Origin of the sequence: Gimesia maris, assembly GCF_008298035.1 — a bacterium.
In the GTDB taxonomy this organism is placed as follows: domain Bacteria; phylum Planctomycetota; class Planctomycetia; order Planctomycetales; family Planctomycetaceae; genus Gimesia; species Gimesia maris.
The window spans coordinates 2185001-2204076 of record NZ_CP042910.1 but is presented as its reverse complement, the minus strand read 5'-3'; the positions used below and the strand labels follow the sequence as shown (position 1 = coordinate 2204076).

Below are 19076 nucleotides of genomic sequence, written 5' to 3'. Positions count from 1 at the left end.
ATTCATTTCAGTTTGCAGGTACCCTGTTAACGCCGTGAGGCGATACGCGGTCACTCGCCAGATCATAAAACGATTTTTGTGTCGTCTGTGTCAGAGGACTTTCTCTGAGTATTCTGGCGATTCGCGGTGCTGACTGACCATCCCCATAGGGGTTGGTGGCAGTCTTCCGAAGCTTATCAAAGGCGGGAGAATATAACGTTTTAAACGCTGTGGCTATAGCAGTTTCGTCCGGCCCGCAGTCGATCACCAGTTTTGACCGAACTCTCCCTTTCTGCCGATCGCCCAGATTCACAGTTCCAATGCCAAAACTCGGAGCCTCAATGATTCCACTCGAAGAATTTCCCACTACGGCATCGACATATTGCATCAGTGATAAATATCGCAGTTGCCCTAAACTCGCATAAGCGTGGTAGTGATTACGATCTTTTTGAACAAATTCGTCAATCATCTGATTAATGATTCGTCCACTGGTATCAGCGTTTGATTTCGTAAAAATAATGTTTGTGTCTTCCTGCTGTTCCAGCACATTTAATAAATTCTGCATGTGGGATTCAGCCGTATCTGACTCCAGCGTCACCGGATGATATGTACACAAAAGATTGTGGCGATTAAACTGAATCCCCAGACTGTCTTCGAGTTCCCCTCGACTGAGCAGCTTGAGTCGAGTGATATTATCCAATCCGATCGCTCCCACATTAAAGACTCGATCCGGATTTTCTCCAAGTTGAATCACACGCCTGCGGTAGTCTTCGTTCGCTGTAAAATGCAGGTAACTCATTTTTGTGATTGAATGTCGCAGGGCATCATCAAATGCACCTTCTGTCACTTCGCCGCCATGTAAATGCGCTACAGGAATGCGGCTGATATGAGCAGCAGAAACTGCGCTGAAGATTTCATAACGGTCCCCCAGAACGACGATCAAATCAGGGTTCAGACGGGAATATGCCTCGGAAAAACTGATCAATCCCAGCCCCATGGATTTACAGATTCCGACCGGGGAATCTGAACTCATGACGACTTCCACTTTTTCATCGATCCGATACCCGTCTGTTTCGATTTCCTGATAAGTCAGCCCAAATTCAGGAGACAGATGAGACCCGGTCACCAGCAGTTGCAGTCTGATTTCTGAATCAGCCTGCAGTTCGTCCAGTAGAGGTCTCAACAGACCATATTCCGCGCGCGAACCGGTTATCAGACAGACCGTTTTACTCATAATTCAATAATTTCGTCTTCCTGATAATCCCGCCGGGCGATCTGGTTCAGCATCTGATCCCAGAGCATGGGGCTGATACCTGTTCCCGGGCGTTTGACACAGAGGTTACGTTCAGTAAACGGCTCTCCTTTTTTAATGGATTCTGCAGCGACAATACTCTTGCGGACAACAGGTTTATTCTTTGCTTCCGAAAAAGAGGGCTTCTTCAGCGGGCTCCCCAGCGACCTTTCCGTATTACGAATTCCACGAACGAGCATCAATAGCTCATCCGGCTCCAGAGAGGCAGCATGATCAGGGCCTTCCATATTTTTGTCGAGTGTAAAATGTTTCTCAATGACACATGCTCCCAAGGCGGTTGCAGCGATAGAAACTTCTATACCCAGCGTATGATCAGAATATCCGACTTTCACTCCCAGGGCATCTCTGATGGTCTGCATCGCTTTGAGATTTACATCCTGAATCGGCGTGGGATATTCGGTATTGCAATGCAGGACTGTGATGTTGTCACGCTCTATTCCAGCGGCGATCAGGATATCCAGAGCATCTTCGATCTCGCCCAGGTCTGCCATCCCGGTAGAAAGAATTACTTTATGAAAAGTCTCTCCCACTTTTTTCAGGTAGGGATAGTTGGTAATTTCACCAGAGGGAACCTTGATTCGTTCCAGACCGAGGCCTTTCAACAGGTCAATACTTTCCAGGTCGAACGGAGTGGAAATAAAAACGATTCCGGCATCCCGACAATAGTCAAATAATTCCAGATGCGTTTCCCTGTTAATTTCGAGTTTCTTCAGCAGCGTAAACTGAGTATCCTCTTCTCCGTTTTCCACACTGTTTTTCAACTGATATTCCGCTTGAGGCGCAGATTTACAGACAAGTTTTTCCGTTTTGAATGTCTGGAATTTAATTGCATCTGCACCCGCTTCCACGGCGGCTTCGATCATTTTTTTGGCGGTTTCCACACTCCCGTTATGATTCACACCTGCTTCTGCGATGACAAATACACTCATTTCGCTGGCACTCCTTTGACTAAAGCTCCGTCTCTGACATCTCGCGTCACGACAGCGCCTGCTGCAATGACTGCATTTTCACCGATATTCACACCCTGAATGACAACCGCCCCTGCTCCTAGAAATGCACTCTCACCAACTGAAACACCACCACATAAGGTTACACCTGGTGCCAGAAAGGCATGTTTGCCGATCCGACAGTCATGATCGATCCGGCTTCCCGTATTCACGACAACTCCCTCCCCGATCTTTGTATCAGTTTGAATGATTGCCCCGGCCATAATTTGAGATCCTTCACAAAGCTTGACATCCGACGCCAGCACCGTCTGGGGATGAATCAGAGCCGGTTGCTGAAAACCCAGATCCCGACATTGGTTATATAATCTTTTCCTTAAACCGTTCGATTCGGTGCTACCAACGGCAACCGCAGCATGCCTGACTCCCTGCTCGTACACTTCTGCAAGCACCGCATCGGTTCCCAGAACTTGAATCCCTTTGATTGTGTGTCCGATGACAAGATCAGGGTCCAGAATTCCAAATACTTGAAACGATTCACCGTGAAGTATCAGATCGATCAGCACCTTGGCGTGACCTCCGCCTCCTAACAGAATGATGGATTCCCGTGAATGATTCATGACTGATCAAAATAGGTTTGAATACTCTTCACTACAAACCTGATTTCCTCCTCAGTCAACTGCACACTGGATGGGATCGAGATACAATGCTCAAACACTGCTTCCGTTTCTTCCAGCCGATACTTCTGACAGTCCTGGTACATCGGTAAGGTATGCATAAGTTTCCACGCTGGCCTGACCTGGATATTCTCGGAAAGGAGATGATCCATGAGAGGTTTCCGGTCCGCTGCTGGAACCAGTAGCGTACACAGCCAGAAATTGCTTTTTGCCCAGGGTTCTTCCCAGGCCAGATCAACCTGAGGGATTTCAGAAAGCAGCTGCCTGTAAAGTTCTGCGTTGCTTCGTTTAATTTCCAGAAAGGAATCGAGTTGCTCCAGCTGTGCCACTCCCAGGGCCGCCTGAATATTGGTCAGTCGATAATTATAACCCACTTCGTCGTGTTCGTATTCAAACGGTTTGCTGTTGGCCTGCGTACTGAGATGGCGGATCCGTCGCGCCAGGGACTCCTGGTTTGTTGTTACCATGCCTCCGCCGCCACAGGTAATGATTTTATTCCCGTTAAATGAAAAACATCCGACTGTAGCGAGCGAACCTGTTTTCTTTCCCCGATATTCAGACCCGAGACTTTCCGAAGCATCTTCGATAACGGGTAACTGATACCTGTCTGCAAGCGAAACCAGTGACGACATTTCCGCAGGATGACCAAAAATATGAACCGGTAAGATAGCCTTGATGTAGCGACCAGTCTGTTTATTTTTCAGCCCTGCTGGATCTGAAATACATTCCTCTTCCAGAAACTCCTGTACTTTCTGAACATCGAGATTCATCGTTTTCGATTCGGATCCAATCAATACGGGATTCGCTCCGCAGTATCGAATCGCATTTACTGGCGCAATGAAAGTAAAAGCGGGGACAATGACTTCATCACCGGGTTGCACTCCACATGCCAGCAGACTGAGGTGCAAAGCAGCAGTACCGTTGACGGTGGCGATACCATATTCTGTCCCTACATATTTACTGATCCGTTGCTCGAACATGTCAACATAAGAACCAACAGAAGAAACCCACCCCGAATCGAGGCAGTCCTTCAGGTAGTTCCATTCATTTCCAGCAAGATGGGGAATGGATAACGGAATGAGTTCGCGCATGATTTGCATTATTCAAATAGAATCCCGCAGAGCTGCTCCCTGATTTCAGGCAGCTGTTCGTGTTGCCGTCTGACTGACTTGATTCTCCATCAACAGACTGGCAACGAGAAATTCCCATTCTGTATCAATTTCCCAGGACCGCTCTGCAGGCATTTTATACCCATAAGTTTCACCCTGAGGACGAAACGTTTTCGTTTTCCTGAATTCCTCGGTCCGGAGTACATACAATGCACCATTAAACGCATAGACCTCCGGCAAGAGTTGCCTGCGGAGCGCAGACTCTTCCTGCTGTGGCGTCAATTCCACCAGCAGACCTGCTTCCGTCATCAACCGCAAACAGACCGGGTGGCTGGGAGCTTCCATCATCCCAATGACTGCTTTCGCATTTTTCTCTCTGGCAAATCGAATGGAGCCGTCAATATCATCAGCAATCCGGAAGGGTGAGGTTGGCTGAAGCATTGTGATATATTCAGACTCATACTGCTCATGCTCAATCAGCCAGTCGATGGCATGCAGCACAACATCAGCATGACTTGAACCATCCAGAGACAACTTCAGAGGTCTGAGAAAAGGGACCTCTGCACCATACTGTCGGGAAATTGATGCGATTTCTTTATCATCAGTTGAAACAATCACCCGCTCCAGTTCCTGGCTCTGAAGCGCTGCTTCAATCGTCCAGGCAATCAGAGGTTTCCCAGCCAGGACTTTGATATTCTTCCGAGGCACCCCTTTTGAACCACCTCGGGCAGTAATTAATCCAATCGCGCCGGCCATCCCTGGCCCCCTTCCTCATTATTATCTGATCGTCAGTTTCTCAAGAACAAACTCTCTACTCCCGGAATCATGATCGCCGACCAAAAGAAAGGAGCACGAGGCAGATCATATTTCAACCTGTTTTTTGTGTAAAGGTGGAATCAATTCCCCGATCGGAGATGATCTGAATCGTCCAGGTATTCGCCCTCCTGCATTAAGCCGCTTCACGTGCAGACTCTTCTTCAGGCTGAGAATTCGGAATGGATTTCAGAAGATTTTCCTCCTGAGTTACTTTGATTCCGGCAACCCCTCCTGCCAGCGTCAAACCTACCAGGTAACCAAACAGACAGCCTTCGGTGGTGTCCAGCATCAGAGAATTGACCATACAGACAAGCAGGTAGACTGCCAGGACCGCCTGCCCCAGGGCCTGGTCAATTCCAGTGAGTTGACGTGTCGTCAGCCAACTTACCCAGAAGAAACACAGAAAGAGTCCGACACCGATGATTCCATTTTGAACCAGCAGCATCACATATTCGTTATGTGGGTTCTCAGTAACAAGCTGACCTTTCTGCTCCATCAGTTCTCGATATTTCATGGCAAAACTGCCGATCCCCGAGCCCATCAGAGGACTTGATTTGGCAATCTGCAAACCGTTTTCATAAAACTCCAGTCGCAGGTCCACTGAGCTGCGACTCTTACTTGAATTGCGATATTCTTTTATTTCTTTTACGACTTCATTGATCCGATTATGAAATCGTTCTGAATTGTGATAAGTCACCAGCCCAATGAGTCCCACACAGGCTGCTGCGGGTAATATTCCTTTTGCCCCCAGCTTCTGATACATGAGCAGGCCAATCAGGATACCCAAAGCCACATACCCGGAGCGCCCCGGAACAATTGCCAGAACATTAAAGGTGGCGATGACAGCGACCAGGGCATATGGCCAGCGTCTGGCCGGGTGTTCCAGAAATTTCCAGGCAGCAATATAGACCAGAAATGACATCAGGATATTTTGTGTAATCCGGTTCTTAAAGATTGCGTTATCCATAAGTCGTACAGAATAATCAATCGAAAATATCCAACAGCTCAGCGAGGCAATCAATGTGATTATCATTGCCAGCTCGAACATCTGAATCCCACGCCTTCGCGCGCGCGGATCAATAAAAAACGCCAGGTAGATTGGCATCATCAGAAACTGGCGATACTTAAATAAATTTCTGGATGCCAGCGACAGAACCTCAGGTGTGTATAGCAGACTACAGGCAAGACAGCAGAACAGAACCACCGAAATCGTGACAATCCGGTATTTTTTAAAACAGGCGAACGTAACCCGATATTGCCCGGAGAGTACCCAGCAGAGAAAAATTCCCAGATTATAGACGGAAGTCAAACTGGTCGAAACTGGAATTGCAAATCCAGCAAATATCGCCAGGTACACCCCAACCCGAAACGCAATATCCTGAAATCGAGTTCGGTTAAGATACCCGAAATCAAGTGTATCGATTTGACTTGAGTTGCCCTCAAAAATGTGCATTAGTTCCATTCCAGTAAAAGAGGCTGTCCGCCTCGAAGTCAAATCATCTGAGTCGAGGGATCATTTCCACTCCCGGTCCCCTTTTGATTAAGACAATACTTAAGCGTTCAATAGCATGAATGCTGCTCCATTGCGATACTAATTTCTCACACTTTGAATTTATTACATTCAGAGTGAGCCCTTCCAGACAACCTGATCGTATCACCGCTTATAATTTCACATAACCCATAACCTATATATCACTTACAACATGAACAGCATTTCAATTGCTACCATCACAGGCAATCACTTTCTGTAGTGTTCGACACACGATTTTCAAATCGAACCACAAACTGCATTGCTCGACATAATTAAGGTCAAATTCAATTACGGTTGCCTGAGACAAAGCACTGCGTCCAGAAACCTGGGCCAGTCCGGAAATCCCCGGCCGTACGCTGGACCGCCTCGCCCGGATGGCAGGAGAAGCATCTTTCAACTCAAATCCGACATAAGGTCGCGGTCCAATCAGACTCATTTCCCCGCGAAAAATATTAATCAGTTGAGGCAGTTCATCCAGGCTGGTTTTACGAATCAATTTTCCAACGGGGGTAATGCGGGAGTCATTGGATCTCGTAAATTGAGAACCTGTTTTTTCAGACCCCGATCGCATCGAACGAAATTTCAGGATTAAGAACGGTTCTTCATTCACCCCCAGGCGTTCCTGCCTGAAAAAAACGGGGCCCGGTGATGTGAGCTTGATCATACTGGCAATCAGTAAGAACACGGGAGACAAAATCACCAGTGCCATACTGCTTAGCAGCAGATCAAAGGGGCGTTTTAAAAAATAGCCAGAATTGACATCCGTCTCTGATGCATCTGCATCTTGATGCTGTTTCATCAGTTGAGGATCAAAATGTGGTCCCCCCTGGCTGAGATTCGTATTTTCAGTCGATGTTTGCGACAGTTTAAAATCGTCCATGATTTTTCACTTATCCGAATTGTTGATATAAACAAATGCGAAATTCAGGCTGCAATGGAAGAACCGGTCCCCAATTCGACAGAGCTGTTGACCCCCAGTTCTGCAAAAGTCGGTGCATGATCGAATGTCTGATCTATAAAAGTACGTTGCCAGAGCTCTAATGCCAGCAGCGCACGAATGGCGCGCGTGTGATTGACCTTTTCATTTTGATGATCATTGATCATTTCCCGGACCCGTTCCGGCTGGAACATTTTTCGATCCAGTGATCGCTCAGACAGCAGAACTTCATTGACAAACGGAGATAATTCGCGTTTAAACCATTCTCCGATGGGCACTGTAAACATCTGTTTTTTACGATAAATAATCTTCTCGGGCAGAATTGATTCGCAGGCTTTCTTGAGAATGGATTTCGTAACACCATCCCTCAATTTCATGGAGCCTGGTATGCGAAACGCCAGATCGACCATGCGATAATCCAGATAAGGCGCACGCGGTTCCAGTGAAACAGCCATCGCCATTTTATCGGGTTTCACCAGATTATTACCGGGCAGCAACATTCGTGTATCAAGGGCCAAAGCTTGATTAATGGGATCCAGATGACGGAAATCCTGTAAATGAGACCGGGCGAAACGACTCGCATCCAATCCCGCCAGTTGTTGTCGGGTGGATGAAGAAAAGAGTTTCTGCTTGTCAGCAGGCTGTAACAGGCTGATTGCGCTGATGTAAGCGGATTCAATTTGCTCACGTGGCAGCGTGAGATCCTGATTCGCAAAAAAGTTCCGATGAACATCGTAGCCGGCAAATAACTCATCCCCACCATCACCGGTCAGAACGACTTTGACCGCTTTCCGTGCCAGTTGACTGACCCGGTACGTAGGCATAAAAGAGACATCCCCGTGAGGCTGATCATTGTGATATAAAGTCAAAGGCCAGCTGGATGTCAAATTAGGACTCACAACGTCACAGGTATGTCGGGTCTGAAATAAATTTGCCAGCTCCTGTGCATAATGTGATTCGTCAAAACGAGGATCATCAAACCCGATACAAAATGTCTGCACAGGGTGAGGCAGTTCGCGACTCATCAGTGAGACCACGGATGAACTGTCGATTCCTCCCGACAGAAAAGCGCCTAACGGCACATCGGCTCGAAGACGAATATTCACCGCTGCCCGCAGTGTTTCAATGATCTCTTCTGACCAGGCCGATTCTGATCGACATTCCACAGGTTTTTCTGCCAGATCCCACCAGCGTCTGATTTCGGTTCCCTGTTGATTCACCTTGAGCAGATGCCCCGGCATTAAATGGGAAATATTTTGATACAGGGTGATGGGAGGAGGTACAAAATTGTACGTGAGATAGGCATCAAAACCTTCCCAGTTCATCTCTGCCTTCACTCCCATCGCAAACAGAGACTTGATTTCGGAAGCAAACAGCAGCCGCGTTCCATCATCATGCAGATACAACGGCTTCTGGCCAATTCGATCACGATACAGCAGGAGACACTGTTTTCGCCGATCAAGAATGGCAATGGCAAACATACCATTCAGCTGTTGAACAAAATCTTCTCCATCTCGTTCATACAGTCGGAGGATGACTTCCGTGTCACAACTGGTGCGACAGTTCAGATTTTTTGCAAGCTCCTGGAAGTTATAAATTTCCCCATTCTGGACAACCACGATCTGCTGATCATCCGAAAACATGGGTTGATGCCCGCCTGCCAGATCGAGAATCGACAGACGCTGATTTCCCACCAGCATTCCCTCTGCCTCGAAGATACCCCGATCATCGGGTCCCCGGTGAAGCATGCGATCACAGGCTCGCTCTGCCAGCGCTGTTCCAAACGGCCGCCGTTCGCGATCATATCCGCCAATAATCCCACACATTACGATTCCTTCCGTCAGATTTGAACAACCCTGTTCAGCTTGCTGCTACTGTCCTCAACGATGAAGTGGCACTCCGTGTCACTCCCCCCACTGCTGAGGCAGTCATCGAACTCTGATATTAGATTCCTGTTGTATTGAAGTTGCGTATTTTGAATATTCTGGACACTTAACGGAAGAGCAGTTTTTAGCTTTCAGGCCGATAAACAGGCTGAATCCAGAGAAATACAGCTTCTGATAGAGTCCAAATATTCTTTCGTCCACCAAATGTGCCCTGGTTTGGTTATTGATTTCGTCTTGACAGAAGAAGGAATATCTCAGTTAATCCGGGCAGTTTTCAATTTAAAGAATCTGAAATCAGCATATTTCCCCAGAACATCGACGCATAAATGCTCTCTCACCGGACTAAATCAAAACGCGTGCTGGCAGTCAGCTACGGAGGCGGACACGTCCTCATGTTGATCCCCGTACTCAAATACCTGGAGTCACAGGGATATGACATTCAAGTTCTTGGCCTGACAACCGCCGCTGCCTCCCTGCGAAATGCCGGTTTTTCTCCCCTCGGTTTCCGGGACATCCTCCGACCGGAAGATACTCGGGCGATAGAACACGGAACACGTCTGGCAGAAGAGATGCACCAGGTTAACAAAGTCAACTCTCTGGAAGAATCAATTGCCTACCTGGGGCTCTCATACGCCGACCTGGAAGACCAACTGGGAATCGAAGCAGCACAGCAGGAGTTTGAACGGATCGGCAGGCAGTCTTTTCTACCTCTCAATCCATTACGACGTTTCTTTGACTGGCTACAGCCGGATGTCCTGCTGACAACCAATTCTCCCCGCGCAGAACTGGCATCGATCCGTATTGCCGCCGAACGGGGGATTCCTTCAGTTGGCGTGCTGGATCTTTTCGGTCTTGGGTCTCACAATGACATTCCGGCCGACTATGTCTGTGTCCCCTTTCAGCAGGCAGCTGATAATCTGGTCAACCGTGGTCTACAGCGGTCCGCTATGACAGTAACTGGAAACCCGAATTTTGACTGGGTTTATCAATCTTCAATCACAGAAAGCAATGCTCCGGTCTGGCGCCAGGATCATCAGATCCAATCTGATGATCTGTTAGCACTTTACGCAATGAAACCTGGCTGGGATGAAGTGGAAGAATTGATCGTCTGCTGCCTGGAGCGGGCACTCGCGCTAAAACCTGAACTTAAGGTCTCGGTCAGACCCCACCCCAACAGCAACAGACAGGTCGCAGAGAACGTCATCCGCCGCCTGGGTGCAGCAGCATTTCTTGATGATACAACACCACTGCCTTTGGCAACTGAAGCCTGCGATATTCTCATCACTCATAAATCGACGGTTGCCGTTGAAGCGGCACTGTTTGGAAAACAGGTTGCCTTATTCCACTCAAATCGGGATTACAGTTCTTATGCCATCCCTCTAAATCTCTATGACTGGGGCACTTTCTCAACCACAGTAGAAGAAGGCACCAAGGTACTCACCTCGCTTCAAAAAGATTCAGAGGAAGTACGTCAACAACGTGGAGCAAAGGTGCGTAAGGCATGGAATTGCGATGGACTTTGTCATACACGTATCGCCAAGGTTGTTATTCAGGCCCTGGTGCCTAAAACACAAGATAAGGTGGCGTAATTATTATTGGAACAGTTGGAAACAGTCCAATCCCGAAAATCCAATACACAGTACTGTTTCACAAACTGGTACTCGAACTTACATAATAGATTTCTGACAGGAAGTATCTATGTCACAGCAAGATCAGACATATCGTTTTTTCAAATCACATGCGAAGGAATGGCAAATTAAGGCTGAAGATGAAGTTTTCAGCACGATTCATAACCGCCATCAGGCAGTGATGGAAACAATGAAAAAATATCCGACAGGATCGGCCTTACTCGATGTCGGTTGTGGCACCGGACAGTTAGCCATTGAAGCATCGACGAATGGTTGGAACTCACTGGGACTTGATTTTGCAGAAGACATGATTGAGATTGCCAGAAAGAATAATGAGAACACCTCAGCGTCTGCAGAATTTATCTGCGGTTCTGTTTTCAATTTTGAGAGTGATCAGAGTTTTGACGTTATCAGTGCCCAAGGCTTTATTGAATATATCTCTCTGGAACAACTCGACGAATTCCTGCAGCTTTTGAAATCCATTTGTAATCCCGGAGGCTCGATTGCAATTGGATCTCGTAACAGACTGTTTAATGTTCATTCCATGAATCAATTCACAAACATCGAAAAAGAACTGGGAACTCTCGATTCACTGATTGAAGAAGCCGTTGCGTTTCATACCAGCGAATCCCAGGATGAAGCCATTGAATGTATCAGAAATCTGAAAGCCGAATATGTACAACCCGATACTCATCCATTAACGGGAATCGGCGTTGATACAAGATACCAGTTCACTCCCAGTGACCTGGCCAGCAAAATCGAACGTGCAGGATTCAGCGTCACCTCTGTTTTCCCTGTCCATTTCCATCCATTCCCTGTCAATGTGATGGAAAACAGCGAGGTTTTCACGATCCATAAAGAAGTAGCACGATTTGCATCAGATAATATGATCACAAATCATCGCCTTGTTCCCTACTCTTCTTCTTATGTGATTGAGGCTGTCAACCAGTAATGGATGCGAGCATGCAGAAACCGGGCGACTTGACCACCGTCATGTATCACTATGTCCGGGAAATCAAAAATTCCCGGTACCCCGGCATCAAGGGGCTTGAATTTGCTGGTTTCAAAAGGCAACTGGATTACCTCGGCAGTCAGTACGAATTCATTTCGGCAGAACAGTTAATCGCGTACATTACCGGCGAATCGGCAGACTTCCCTGAAAAGGCCTGTCTGCTTACCTTTGATGATGGCTATCGGGATCACTTTGACTTTGTGTTTCCAGAATTAATGAAACGCAAAATCAGCGGGTGTTTTTTTCCTCCCGCCCGACCAGTTGAAGAGAACAGCCTGCTGGATGTGAATGCCATCCATTTCATTCTGGCATCAGCGACTGACACCAATCGCCTCTTTAACGATCTAAATGATGAACTGCGAGCCAGAGATTTTTCAGAATCATTTATTGAACAGCATATTTCCAGACTGGCCCAACCAGGTCGCTACGATCCTGCTGAGATCATCTACATCAAGCGAATGCTGCAAAGAGAACTTCCTTTCGAATTACGAACGGAAATAACCAGACAACTGTTTGAAAAATATGTGGAAAAGTCTGAAGCAGAGTTCAGCAAAGAACTTTACATGACGGCAGCGGAAATTGAGGAACTGGTGCGATCCGGCATGTATGTTGGCAGCCATACCTACCATCATTTCTGGTTGAATGCCGTCGCTGCTGACACCCAGGAACAGGAAATTGACCGCTCACTTCAGTTTCTCACCAATGTCGGCGCCCCCACGAGAAACTGGATCATGTGTTATCCTTATGGTGCATACAATGCAGACACTCTCGAAATCCTTCAGAGAAAAAACTGTGTTATCGGATTCACAACAAAGGTCGGCGCTTCCAGCCTGGACCGGCAGGCGGCACTGGAAATGAATCGTTTTGATACCAACGATTTTCCCCAATAGTCTCCCGACTGGTCATCAACGGAGCGGATCAAGTCAGGGATAATTGGAGAGCGGTTCTTCTGTCAGATGCCCGATCACATCAGAGACACGTTTAACGATCTGCGAAAACATCTTGTCCCCCTTTTCTGCACTGGCCAGATCGGGACGACCGGTTGCCCCCGCACTGGTCCGCTGGAACATGTCGCGACAGACATAAACGCCATCAACCACGTCGGGGGCATAATCATCGAAATTTTCCACCCTGGCACTTCGAACCAGTTCCGGTCGCAGATACATAATCAGTGAGGTTTCCGCTTCGCAGGCATGCCCGACTGTTTTGCAGTCACCTTGCATCACAGAAGCGATTTCTTCTTCAGCAATCGACCAGTAAGATGCTGCCAGCAATTGACAATTAGGAAAATCAACCTGCAGGCGTCGCAGAGCAATCTGCATGGGACCAATATTCCCACCATGACCGTTCAAGATCATGACACGGCGAAATCCATCCTTCAGCAGTGATTCGCATATTTCACAAAGTAGCGTCTCATAGTTTTCTACCCGGGACGTCAACGTAGCTCCCCAGCGCAGGTGATGCTGACTGGCCCCCAGCCAGAGCGTTGGTAAAAGTACGATTTTTTCTTTAAGTCGTTCTTCCACTTTTTCTGCGACTGCAGTACAGATAATGTCATCCGTACCGGTTGGCATGTGTGGTCCATGCTGTTCGACAGCAGCGATCGGCAGAATGACCAGAGTCTCCTCGCGAGATATATTTTTCAGTTCGACAGCTGTCATTTCCGCATATTTCATGTGAAATCTACTCTCCGGTATCCTGGGGATTCTTGAAATTTCCGTGGATCACATTCCAATAAGTGAGCGATTCTTCACCAGCATGCGGCTTCGTTTTCGCAGTTAACAGACTGACAACCAGGCCAATCAGCATTGTCAGACCAAAACCAATCGGCCAGAACCAGACAGAAAACCAGTCTGCCGCCAGATACATCAGGGAAATTGTAATCAATGCTCCCGAAAGCGCTCCGGTCATCACGCCAACGGTCGTTGAGTTTTTGCAAAAGAGTGCCAGGATAAATACAGCCAGCAAGGGACCGCCAAAGCCAGCAGTCATCTTTTTCCCGATGGCAAACACATCTCCCATCTCACCGACATTGCAGGCAAGAAAAATTGAAAGGATTCCAATCAGCACCACCAGTGCGCGATCCTGCAACATTTCGATCATATTATTTTCCGGTTTCCAATGCGCGAAATGACGATCTCGAAAATCGACCATCAGCGCCGTCGTCACAGAATGAATTCCTGAATCGATGCTGGACATCACTGCCGCCATTAATGCCACTAGAAATAAACCGACTACCCCAGGTGGAAAATGGAGACGAACATATTGCGGCAGCGCTTCATCCTGTTTGTTTAAGGCCCGGATATCCTCAGCCACATATGGGGGATAGGATGCATAATATTCAGGAATCGTCATCCCGTCTCCGGATCTCCAGTCAGGCAGTTCTCCATTCAGTTCGGTCGTCAGTACAGAGACGATTTCCTCGGGAAACTGTTGATAATGAGAATACAGACCGACTCCAATCGCCAGCAATCCAGGAACAACAATCCACATTCCCAGGATATTAATTGAGAAACCAATTTGTGATGTTTTTTCAGAGCGGGCAGAGATGTAACGCTGAACAGCCACCTGATCTGCACCAAACGCAGACAATCCCTCCAGAAACAGGCCAATCAACAGGGCCCAACTGCCATACTCCAAAGTCATCGAAGGTGTAAAATCAATGAGGACATTATCCCGACCTTCAAAATAGGTCGACCACATCCCTGATACGCCCCCCTCCGTCTGGTTCAAAATCAGCCCGAGTGTCAATAAGATCGTCAGGCTGAAGATAAAAAACTGTAACACGTCAGTCCACATGACCGCCCGCAGTCCACCGAGCATTGTATAAAAAATCGAGACAACCCCCAGCACCACGATGACTGTTACCTGATCGACCTGCATGACATTCGCCAGCACAACGGAAGCAGCATAAGTTGCAGAAGCCATCCAGCCGATGCGTAGAAAAATAAATAGCCCGCTGGCAAGGGAACGAACGGAAACGTGATACCGTCTTTCCAGATATTCATACGCCGTTTGACACTTCAGCCGTGCATAAACGGGAATAAATACCCAGAGAACCAGTGGAGCCATCAATGAAATGGCTATCAGAAACAGACTGATCCTGAGTCCACTGCCGTAAGCAATCGAGGGATACATGACAAAACTGTTTGCGGAAAACAGGGTGGCCATCACACTCAGCCCCACCGGCAGCCAACCCATGGAATTCCCGGCTGCGAAGAATTCCTGGCGCGACTGGTTGCGGCCGAAATAAATACCCAACCCAATCGAAAACAACAGATAGGCCAGAATGACACCGTAATCGAGCGAATGCATCTTGCAGTCAGTTCTAAAATGATTTTTTTAAACAGGTACAGCGAATCTTCTCGCTGCTGAATGGCCAGCGAAATTTACCCTGAGTACGAGTACTCTGACTTCAATGCGTCGCAGTTTCATCAAAACGGAATGCCGGTTTACCAGTAAATGTGGTAGAGGTGATCGTGGGACAGATTTTCATCTCGATGTGTTCGATAACCAGTTCGGTTCCACGAAAATGACTGATAGGGGGATTATTCTGCTGAAACAGGGAGTCGGTCAGATCACGGCAGAGAACAGCATTTTTCCCCTGATACACCATCTGACGTAACCCGAAAGGTCGGCCGCAGACACACAGATTGGTGTGGACTCCCATCAGGACCACATTTTTAATTCCCTTTACTTCCAGCAGATTGTAAATCTCCTGGCCGTTATCGCTGATGGCGTCCTCGTTGGCAATCTCGATAGTTTTAATCTGTCGGGTCCAGGGAATTTTTTCACCTTTCCAATGCCGCAAACCAGCTTCATCGGGTTCCCAGCCTTTGCAGTTTACTTTACAGCCACAACCGCCTGCCCGGACAAACGGCAACGGCGCTCCTTCTTTTTCATCATTCCAGTATTTCCACTTAAAATCGAGCGGTGCTTCTGCAAAGGGAGCATCAAGGGCACGTTGACGCTCGGGAGTCCCATCATAAAAATTCATACGACCGCTGGGAGCATGGATAATAAAAACCCCCTTTTTACGGGCCGCCTTCAGAGTTTTATTCATATGCGGAGCCATCTCGGCAACACGCCTGGCGGCCTGCTTGCAGGTATGATCATCCCACATATCGCAGACAATAATTGCAGTTTGCTCCGGTTTCCAGTAAACCGATTCTTTAACGGTGTGAGATTTGCCAGCCTGATTCTCCACACGTTTTTGCAAGAGCACCGGAAACATGCTCGTTTTTTCTGGGTCTGCAGTCCAACCTGTTGCACAAAGACTGGATACCAGCATCAAACTAAATAATCCGCCTGATATTCTCACACAATTAGAATTGATCCACCTCAGGTTCATGGCTTTTCCTTCATCTGGCAAACTGAATATGAACACACAGTAAGAAATCATCCATTATCATATCAAACCAGACTCATATAAAAAGGAATCCTAAGAAATCTCAAGGCATTTCAAACCAAAGTTGCGGTACAGATTCTGAATATTTTTCAGACAAAAAACGAACGCCGCTGTTTTCTATCAATGTGAGATATCAGACAGCACCTTTTGGAATGGGCCAATCGAATAAAAAAAGCTGTAATCATTCGATAATCAACTAACATGTGCACACAGAATAAAACCGTTAAAAGCAAGGTATCAGTCTACTCAAGCGGTGAAGAGTCATTGATGGACGTTTCGCAGTCTCGCCGTCATCAGATTTTTCTTCCACTGCTGAAATGGTTTGCGATCCAGGGAATTACTCCCAACCATCTGATCCTTTTATCTTTACTTTGCGGAATCGGCTTCTGTTTTACCTTCGGGCAATCGTGGGAAGCCGCGAGGCTGGTGTCGTTCGGTTTACTATTCCTGCACGTTCTGCTGGACGGCATTGATGGTCCCCTGGCCCGATTTCAGGGAACGGCAGGAAATCGGGGATCATTTACCGATACCACATCGGACCAGCTGGTCGTAGCTTTCACGACCATTACTCTGATTTATTATGATGTCATCAATGTAGTCACCGGGGGGCTATATCTGTTTTTCTACACGCTGGTCGTGGTATTCGCCATGATTCGCTGTTCGCTGGCGATTCCTTACTGCTGGCTGGTCCGGCCCCGTTTTTTTGTATATGCGTGGATTCCCATTGATATTTATTTTCTGCCAGGCACCTTGAACTACCTGTTATGGCTGTTCGTACTCCCCCTGGCCTGGAAATCGATTACCGGTTTTTACAAAATCCGGAAAAAACTCTGAGGAACTTGATCCGGATTTCTGCTCAATCAGATATGAGACCGACTTATTTACTGGTCAGGTCAAACTGAAAATCGTTTTCCTGATCGGCTTTGACGTCAGCGCTCAAAGTTGACTTCTCATTATATTTTGCGGGCAGCAGTTCGTTTCCAGGTTCTTCCGGATTTTTCTCTTTCGAAATTTTGACGGTATAACTGCCGGGAGTGGCTCCCGTTGAATCCTGGTTATACATCAGCTCAAATTTTCCGTTTTCATCGGTCATCGCAAAGGCGGTTTTTCCCTCCTGAGGCTGAAAAAGAACGTTGGCAGACGGTAACGGACTGCCATCCAGCATTACGCTTCCAGTGACACTAGTCAGGTCAGGCAGTGACTGTCCGCCGGAACAGCCGGTCAGTCCTGCCAGAACGAGCAGGCAGCAGACGATTTTTTTTTCAAATGATATTATTTTCATGACTCTGTCTTTCCCTATATTTTCCCCGTCCAACCACGGATCAATTCATAATGATCCATGTATGCGATCATTCGACTAGCAAGATTGGGGATTATTGAATCAAAATCCCCGCTGCTTCCGTCTTCTCACGATACAGCGGGAATTTGATAAATGATGTTATTTTAGAATTCGCCAATCACTTCGCCACCCCTGGCAGAAATCAGTGCCTGGACAACAGCGGTCATATTTGCATTTTCACTCAGGAAGCGGACTGCACCATCTCCCAGCAGAATGTGGACTCCACCGACGTGAAAGCTTCCTGCTCCCCACCCATACACCCGCTGACTGTAAGCAGCATTCCGAGGTCGGTTAATTCCCTGACCGGTAGGTCGAATAAAATGGGTATGTGTAAAAGTATCCCAGAAAGGACCAAAGCCTACATAAGTATCAGATCCACTGGTCGTTTTCAAAAGAGGAGTTTCGATCAGCAAAACCGTATTACTGGTTCCGTCTGTTATTGCCGAGATTCTGGCAGAACCATTCAGACCGAGCACACCTTTTTGTGCATATGTGTCTCCCTGAAAGGAGGATGCTTTATCGGAATCGTATTGATTCGCGGCAACACCGTAACTCGTGCGGTGTGCACCATTCGAATAGTATGTCGAACTGGTTTCCGTCCCGATCGGTGTTCCACTGTCTGAAGGGCAGAGAAAAACAGGTAGATTCGCGCCAATCAAATTAAATTGATTTGATGTAGCCGCAGGTGGTGTGTGTCCACAACTGGAATGCATTGCCGAACCACTGGGAATCGACCAGTTGTAAAGATTGTATAATGGTGCCTGATCCAGAAATGGGAGCAACATCTGGTAACAGGTATGATTCATTATATTATTAGTCGGAAAGACAGAGGTGCATTTTGCACTACCGGGATTGATTGCTGCAGGAGGCAAGACACGGTGAGTATCATGATAGTTATGGAATGCTAACCCTAACTGTTTCAAATTATTTTTACAGGTACTCCGGCGGGCTGCTTCACGCGCCTGTTGTACGGCAGGAAGCAGGAGGGCAATTAAAATGGCGATGATGGCAATTACGACCAGCAACTCAATTAGGGTAAATCCACGTTTACTAGACGAAAAATCAAACACAAAGAACTCCTGGGACTAAAGCAGAACGCAATCAATGTACGGAATCTGAGCGGTTACGTTTACAGATCTGTTATGTGAGGAAATCAGTTTGAATGCATGTGTCTCGGCACATTCCCGGAGTCTGTTTTACTGCAGTTTCTATTACCACAGTCAAACTAGGGAAAAAGGTGGGAGAAACGGTGATTTCCAGAACCTCATTGATTGGTCATAGACGTAGAAAGAAAAGCAAGCACGTTCTTCTTTCTTAACTTTACTTCTTTATTAGAATCGTAACATGCTACCTGTTGAGTCGCAATCCTAGCAGGAAGTTTCTCATCAAAAAGACATCACTTCAGAGTGCATTGATTCGAATGCGTGATTAAGTGTTAACGAGTAAGTAGCAGGAGAGCTCAGATGTCGAGTAACTAGAGATGCGCGTAAAAAAACCC

The 19076-nt window shown here is 47.3% G+C and carries 17 protein-coding genes; 4 read left to right on the top strand and 13 right to left on the bottom strand.

The window, feature by feature from the left end:
- Positions 1-7: 7 nt before the first annotated feature.
- The 8 genes from neuC to asnB all read right to left on the bottom strand — a co-directional run bounded on the left by neuC (position 8) and on the right by asnB (position 9131).
- On the bottom strand, positions 8-1213 hold the full coding sequence (gene neuC / locus GmarT_RS08325) for a UDP-N-acetylglucosamine 2-epimerase (RefSeq protein ID WP_002644854.1): 1206 nt from the start codon (positions 1211-1213) through the stop codon (positions 8-10).
- Positions 1210-2220: an N-acetylneuraminate synthase gene (gene neuB / locus GmarT_RS08320; protein ID WP_002644855.1), complete on the bottom strand. Its 1011-nt coding sequence runs from the start codon at positions 2218-2220 to the stop codon at positions 1210-1212. Before neuB ends, neuC begins: the two co-directional genes overlap by 4 nt.
- Positions 2217-2855 carry an acetyltransferase gene (locus GmarT_RS08315; protein WP_002644856.1) on the bottom strand — a complete coding sequence of 213 codons (639 nt, stop codon included), beginning with the start codon at positions 2853-2855 and terminating at the stop codon, positions 2217-2219. The genes neuB and GmarT_RS08315 overlap by 4 nt, the downstream gene beginning before the upstream one ends.
- Entirely contained in the window at positions 2852-4003 is a 1152-nt protein-coding gene (locus GmarT_RS08310) for a LegC family aminotransferase (RefSeq protein WP_063825421.1), read from the bottom strand. The genes GmarT_RS08315 and GmarT_RS08310 overlap by 4 nt, the downstream gene beginning before the upstream one ends.
- A gap of 45 nt (positions 4004-4048) precedes the next feature.
- The gene (locus GmarT_RS08305) at positions 4049-4777 is read right to left on the bottom strand and encodes an acylneuraminate cytidylyltransferase family protein (protein ID WP_002644858.1); all 729 of its coding nucleotides are present in this window, start codon (positions 4775-4777) and stop codon (positions 4049-4051) included.
- Between the two features lie 193 nt (positions 4778-4970).
- On the bottom strand, positions 4971-6290 hold the full coding sequence (locus tag GmarT_RS08300) for an O-antigen ligase family protein (protein WP_002644859.1): 1320 nt from the start codon (positions 6288-6290) through the stop codon (positions 4971-4973).
- 262 nt (positions 6291-6552) lie between these two features.
- Positions 6553-7248, bottom strand: coding sequence for a sugar transferase (locus GmarT_RS08295; protein WP_002644860.1), 696 nt, complete (start codon positions 7246-7248; stop codon positions 6553-6555).
- A 44-nt stretch (positions 7249-7292) separates the two neighbouring features.
- On the bottom strand, positions 7293-9131 hold the full coding sequence (gene asnB / locus GmarT_RS08290; RefSeq protein ID WP_149302539.1) for an asparagine synthase (glutamine-hydrolyzing): 1839 nt from the start codon (positions 9129-9131) through the stop codon (positions 7293-7295).
- 386 nt (positions 9132-9517) lie between these two features.
- Here asnB and GmarT_RS08285 point away from each other — a divergent pair, with 386 nt between their 5' ends.
- The 3 genes from GmarT_RS08285 to GmarT_RS08275 all read left to right on the top strand — a co-directional run bounded on the left by GmarT_RS08285 (position 9518) and on the right by GmarT_RS08275 (position 12721).
- Positions 9518-10780: a CDP-glycerol glycerophosphotransferase family protein gene (locus GmarT_RS08285; RefSeq protein WP_002644862.1), complete on the top strand. Its 1263-nt coding sequence runs from the start codon at positions 9518-9520 to the stop codon at positions 10778-10780.
- 109 nt (positions 10781-10889) lie between these two features.
- Positions 10890-11771 (top strand): class I SAM-dependent methyltransferase, encoded by an 882-nt coding sequence (locus GmarT_RS08280; protein WP_002644863.1) that lies wholly within the window; start codon positions 10890-10892, stop codon positions 11769-11771.
- A gap of 11 nt (positions 11772-11782) precedes the next feature.
- Positions 11783-12721, top strand: a complete 939-nt coding sequence (locus GmarT_RS08275) for a polysaccharide deacetylase family protein (protein ID WP_044236729.1) — start codon at positions 11783-11785, stop codon at positions 12719-12721.
- Between the two features lie 33 nt (positions 12722-12754).
- Here the strand turns inward: GmarT_RS08275 and GmarT_RS08270 are convergent, their stop codons facing one another.
- The 3 genes from GmarT_RS08270 to GmarT_RS08260 form a co-directional block, all read right to left on the bottom strand.
- Positions 12755-13507, bottom strand: a complete 753-nt coding sequence (locus tag GmarT_RS08270) for a creatininase family protein (protein WP_002644865.1) — start codon at positions 13505-13507, stop codon at positions 12755-12757.
- A 7-nt stretch (positions 13508-13514) separates the two neighbouring features.
- Positions 13515-15146 carry a sodium:solute symporter family transporter gene (locus tag GmarT_RS08265; RefSeq protein WP_002644866.1) on the bottom strand — a complete coding sequence of 544 codons (1632 nt, stop codon included), beginning with the start codon at positions 15144-15146 and terminating at the stop codon, positions 13515-13517.
- 100 nt (positions 15147-15246) lie between these two features.
- Positions 15247-16065: a cysteine hydrolase family protein gene (locus GmarT_RS08260; protein WP_002644867.1), complete on the bottom strand. Its 819-nt coding sequence runs from the start codon at positions 16063-16065 to the stop codon at positions 15247-15249.
- A gap of 441 nt (positions 16066-16506) precedes the next feature.
- Here GmarT_RS08260 and GmarT_RS08255 point away from each other — a divergent pair, with 441 nt between their 5' ends.
- Positions 16507-17073 (top strand): CDP-alcohol phosphatidyltransferase family protein, encoded by a 567-nt coding sequence (locus tag GmarT_RS08255; protein WP_002644869.1) that lies wholly within the window; start codon positions 16507-16509, stop codon positions 17071-17073.
- A gap of 43 nt (positions 17074-17116) precedes the next feature.
- On the opposite strand, the gene GmarT_RS08250 is transcribed toward GmarT_RS08255, so the two are convergent.
- Both GmarT_RS08250 and GmarT_RS08245 read right to left on the bottom strand, forming a co-directional pair.
- Positions 17117-17521: a carboxypeptidase-like regulatory domain-containing protein gene (locus GmarT_RS08250; RefSeq protein ID WP_002644870.1), complete on the bottom strand. Its 405-nt coding sequence runs from the start codon at positions 17519-17521 to the stop codon at positions 17117-17119.
- A gap of 161 nt (positions 17522-17682) precedes the next feature.
- Positions 17683-18648 carry a DUF1559 domain-containing protein gene (locus tag GmarT_RS08245; RefSeq protein WP_002644871.1) on the bottom strand — a complete coding sequence of 322 codons (966 nt, stop codon included), beginning with the start codon at positions 18646-18648 and terminating at the stop codon, positions 17683-17685.
- Positions 18649-19076: the final 428 nt, after the last annotated feature.

What these genes read in the sequence shown, in the direction of transcription:
- neuC (WP_002644854.1), bottom strand. Translation starts at nt 1,213, where the DNA reads ATGAGTAAAACGGTCTGTCTGATAACCGGTTCGCGCGCGGAATATGGT.
- neuB (WP_002644855.1), bottom strand. Translation starts at nt 2,220, where the DNA reads ATGAGTGTATTTGTCATCGCAGAAGCAGGTGTGAATCATAACGGGAGT.
- GmarT_RS08315 (WP_002644856.1), bottom strand. Translation starts at nt 2,855, where the DNA reads ATGAATCATTCACGGGAATCCATCATTCTGTTAGGAGGCGGAGGTCAC.
- GmarT_RS08310 (WP_063825421.1), bottom strand. Translation starts at nt 4,003, where the DNA reads ATGCGCGAACTCATTCCGTTATCCATTCCCCATCTTGCTGGAAATGAA.
- GmarT_RS08305 (WP_002644858.1), bottom strand. Translation starts at nt 4,777, where the DNA reads ATGGCCGGCGCGATTGGATTAATTACTGCCCGAGGTGGTTCAAAAGGG.
- GmarT_RS08300 (WP_002644859.1), bottom strand. Translation starts at nt 6,290, where the DNA reads ATGCACATTTTTGAGGGCAACTCAAGTCAAATCGATACACTTGATTTC.
- GmarT_RS08295 (WP_002644860.1), bottom strand. Translation starts at nt 7,248, where the DNA reads ATGGACGATTTTAAACTGTCGCAAACATCGACTGAAAATACGAATCTC.
- asnB (WP_149302539.1), bottom strand. Translation starts at nt 9,131, where the DNA reads ATGTGTGGGATTATTGGCGGATATGATCGCGAACGGCGGCCGTTTGGA.
- GmarT_RS08285 (WP_002644862.1), top strand. Translation starts at nt 9,518, where the DNA reads ATGCTCTCTCACCGGACTAAATCAAAACGCGTGCTGGCAGTCAGCTAC.
- GmarT_RS08280 (WP_002644863.1), top strand. Translation starts at nt 10,890, where the DNA reads ATGTCACAGCAAGATCAGACATATCGTTTTTTCAAATCACATGCGAAG.
- GmarT_RS08275 (WP_044236729.1), top strand. Translation starts at nt 11,783, where the DNA reads ATGCAGAAACCGGGCGACTTGACCACCGTCATGTATCACTATGTCCGG.
- GmarT_RS08270 (WP_002644865.1), bottom strand. Translation starts at nt 13,507, where the DNA reads ATGAAATATGCGGAAATGACAGCTGTCGAACTGAAAAATATATCTCGC.
- GmarT_RS08265 (WP_002644866.1), bottom strand. Translation starts at nt 15,146, where the DNA reads ATGCATTCGCTCGATTACGGTGTCATTCTGGCCTATCTGTTGTTTTCG.
- GmarT_RS08260 (WP_002644867.1), bottom strand. Translation starts at nt 16,065, where the DNA reads ATGTTTCCGGTGCTCTTGCAAAAACGTGTGGAGAATCAGGCTGGCAAA.
- GmarT_RS08255 (WP_002644869.1), top strand. Translation starts at nt 16,507, where the DNA reads ATGGACGTTTCGCAGTCTCGCCGTCATCAGATTTTTCTTCCACTGCTG.
- GmarT_RS08250 (WP_002644870.1), bottom strand. Translation starts at nt 17,521, where the DNA reads ATGAAAATAATATCATTTGAAAAAAAAATCGTCTGCTGCCTGCTCGTT.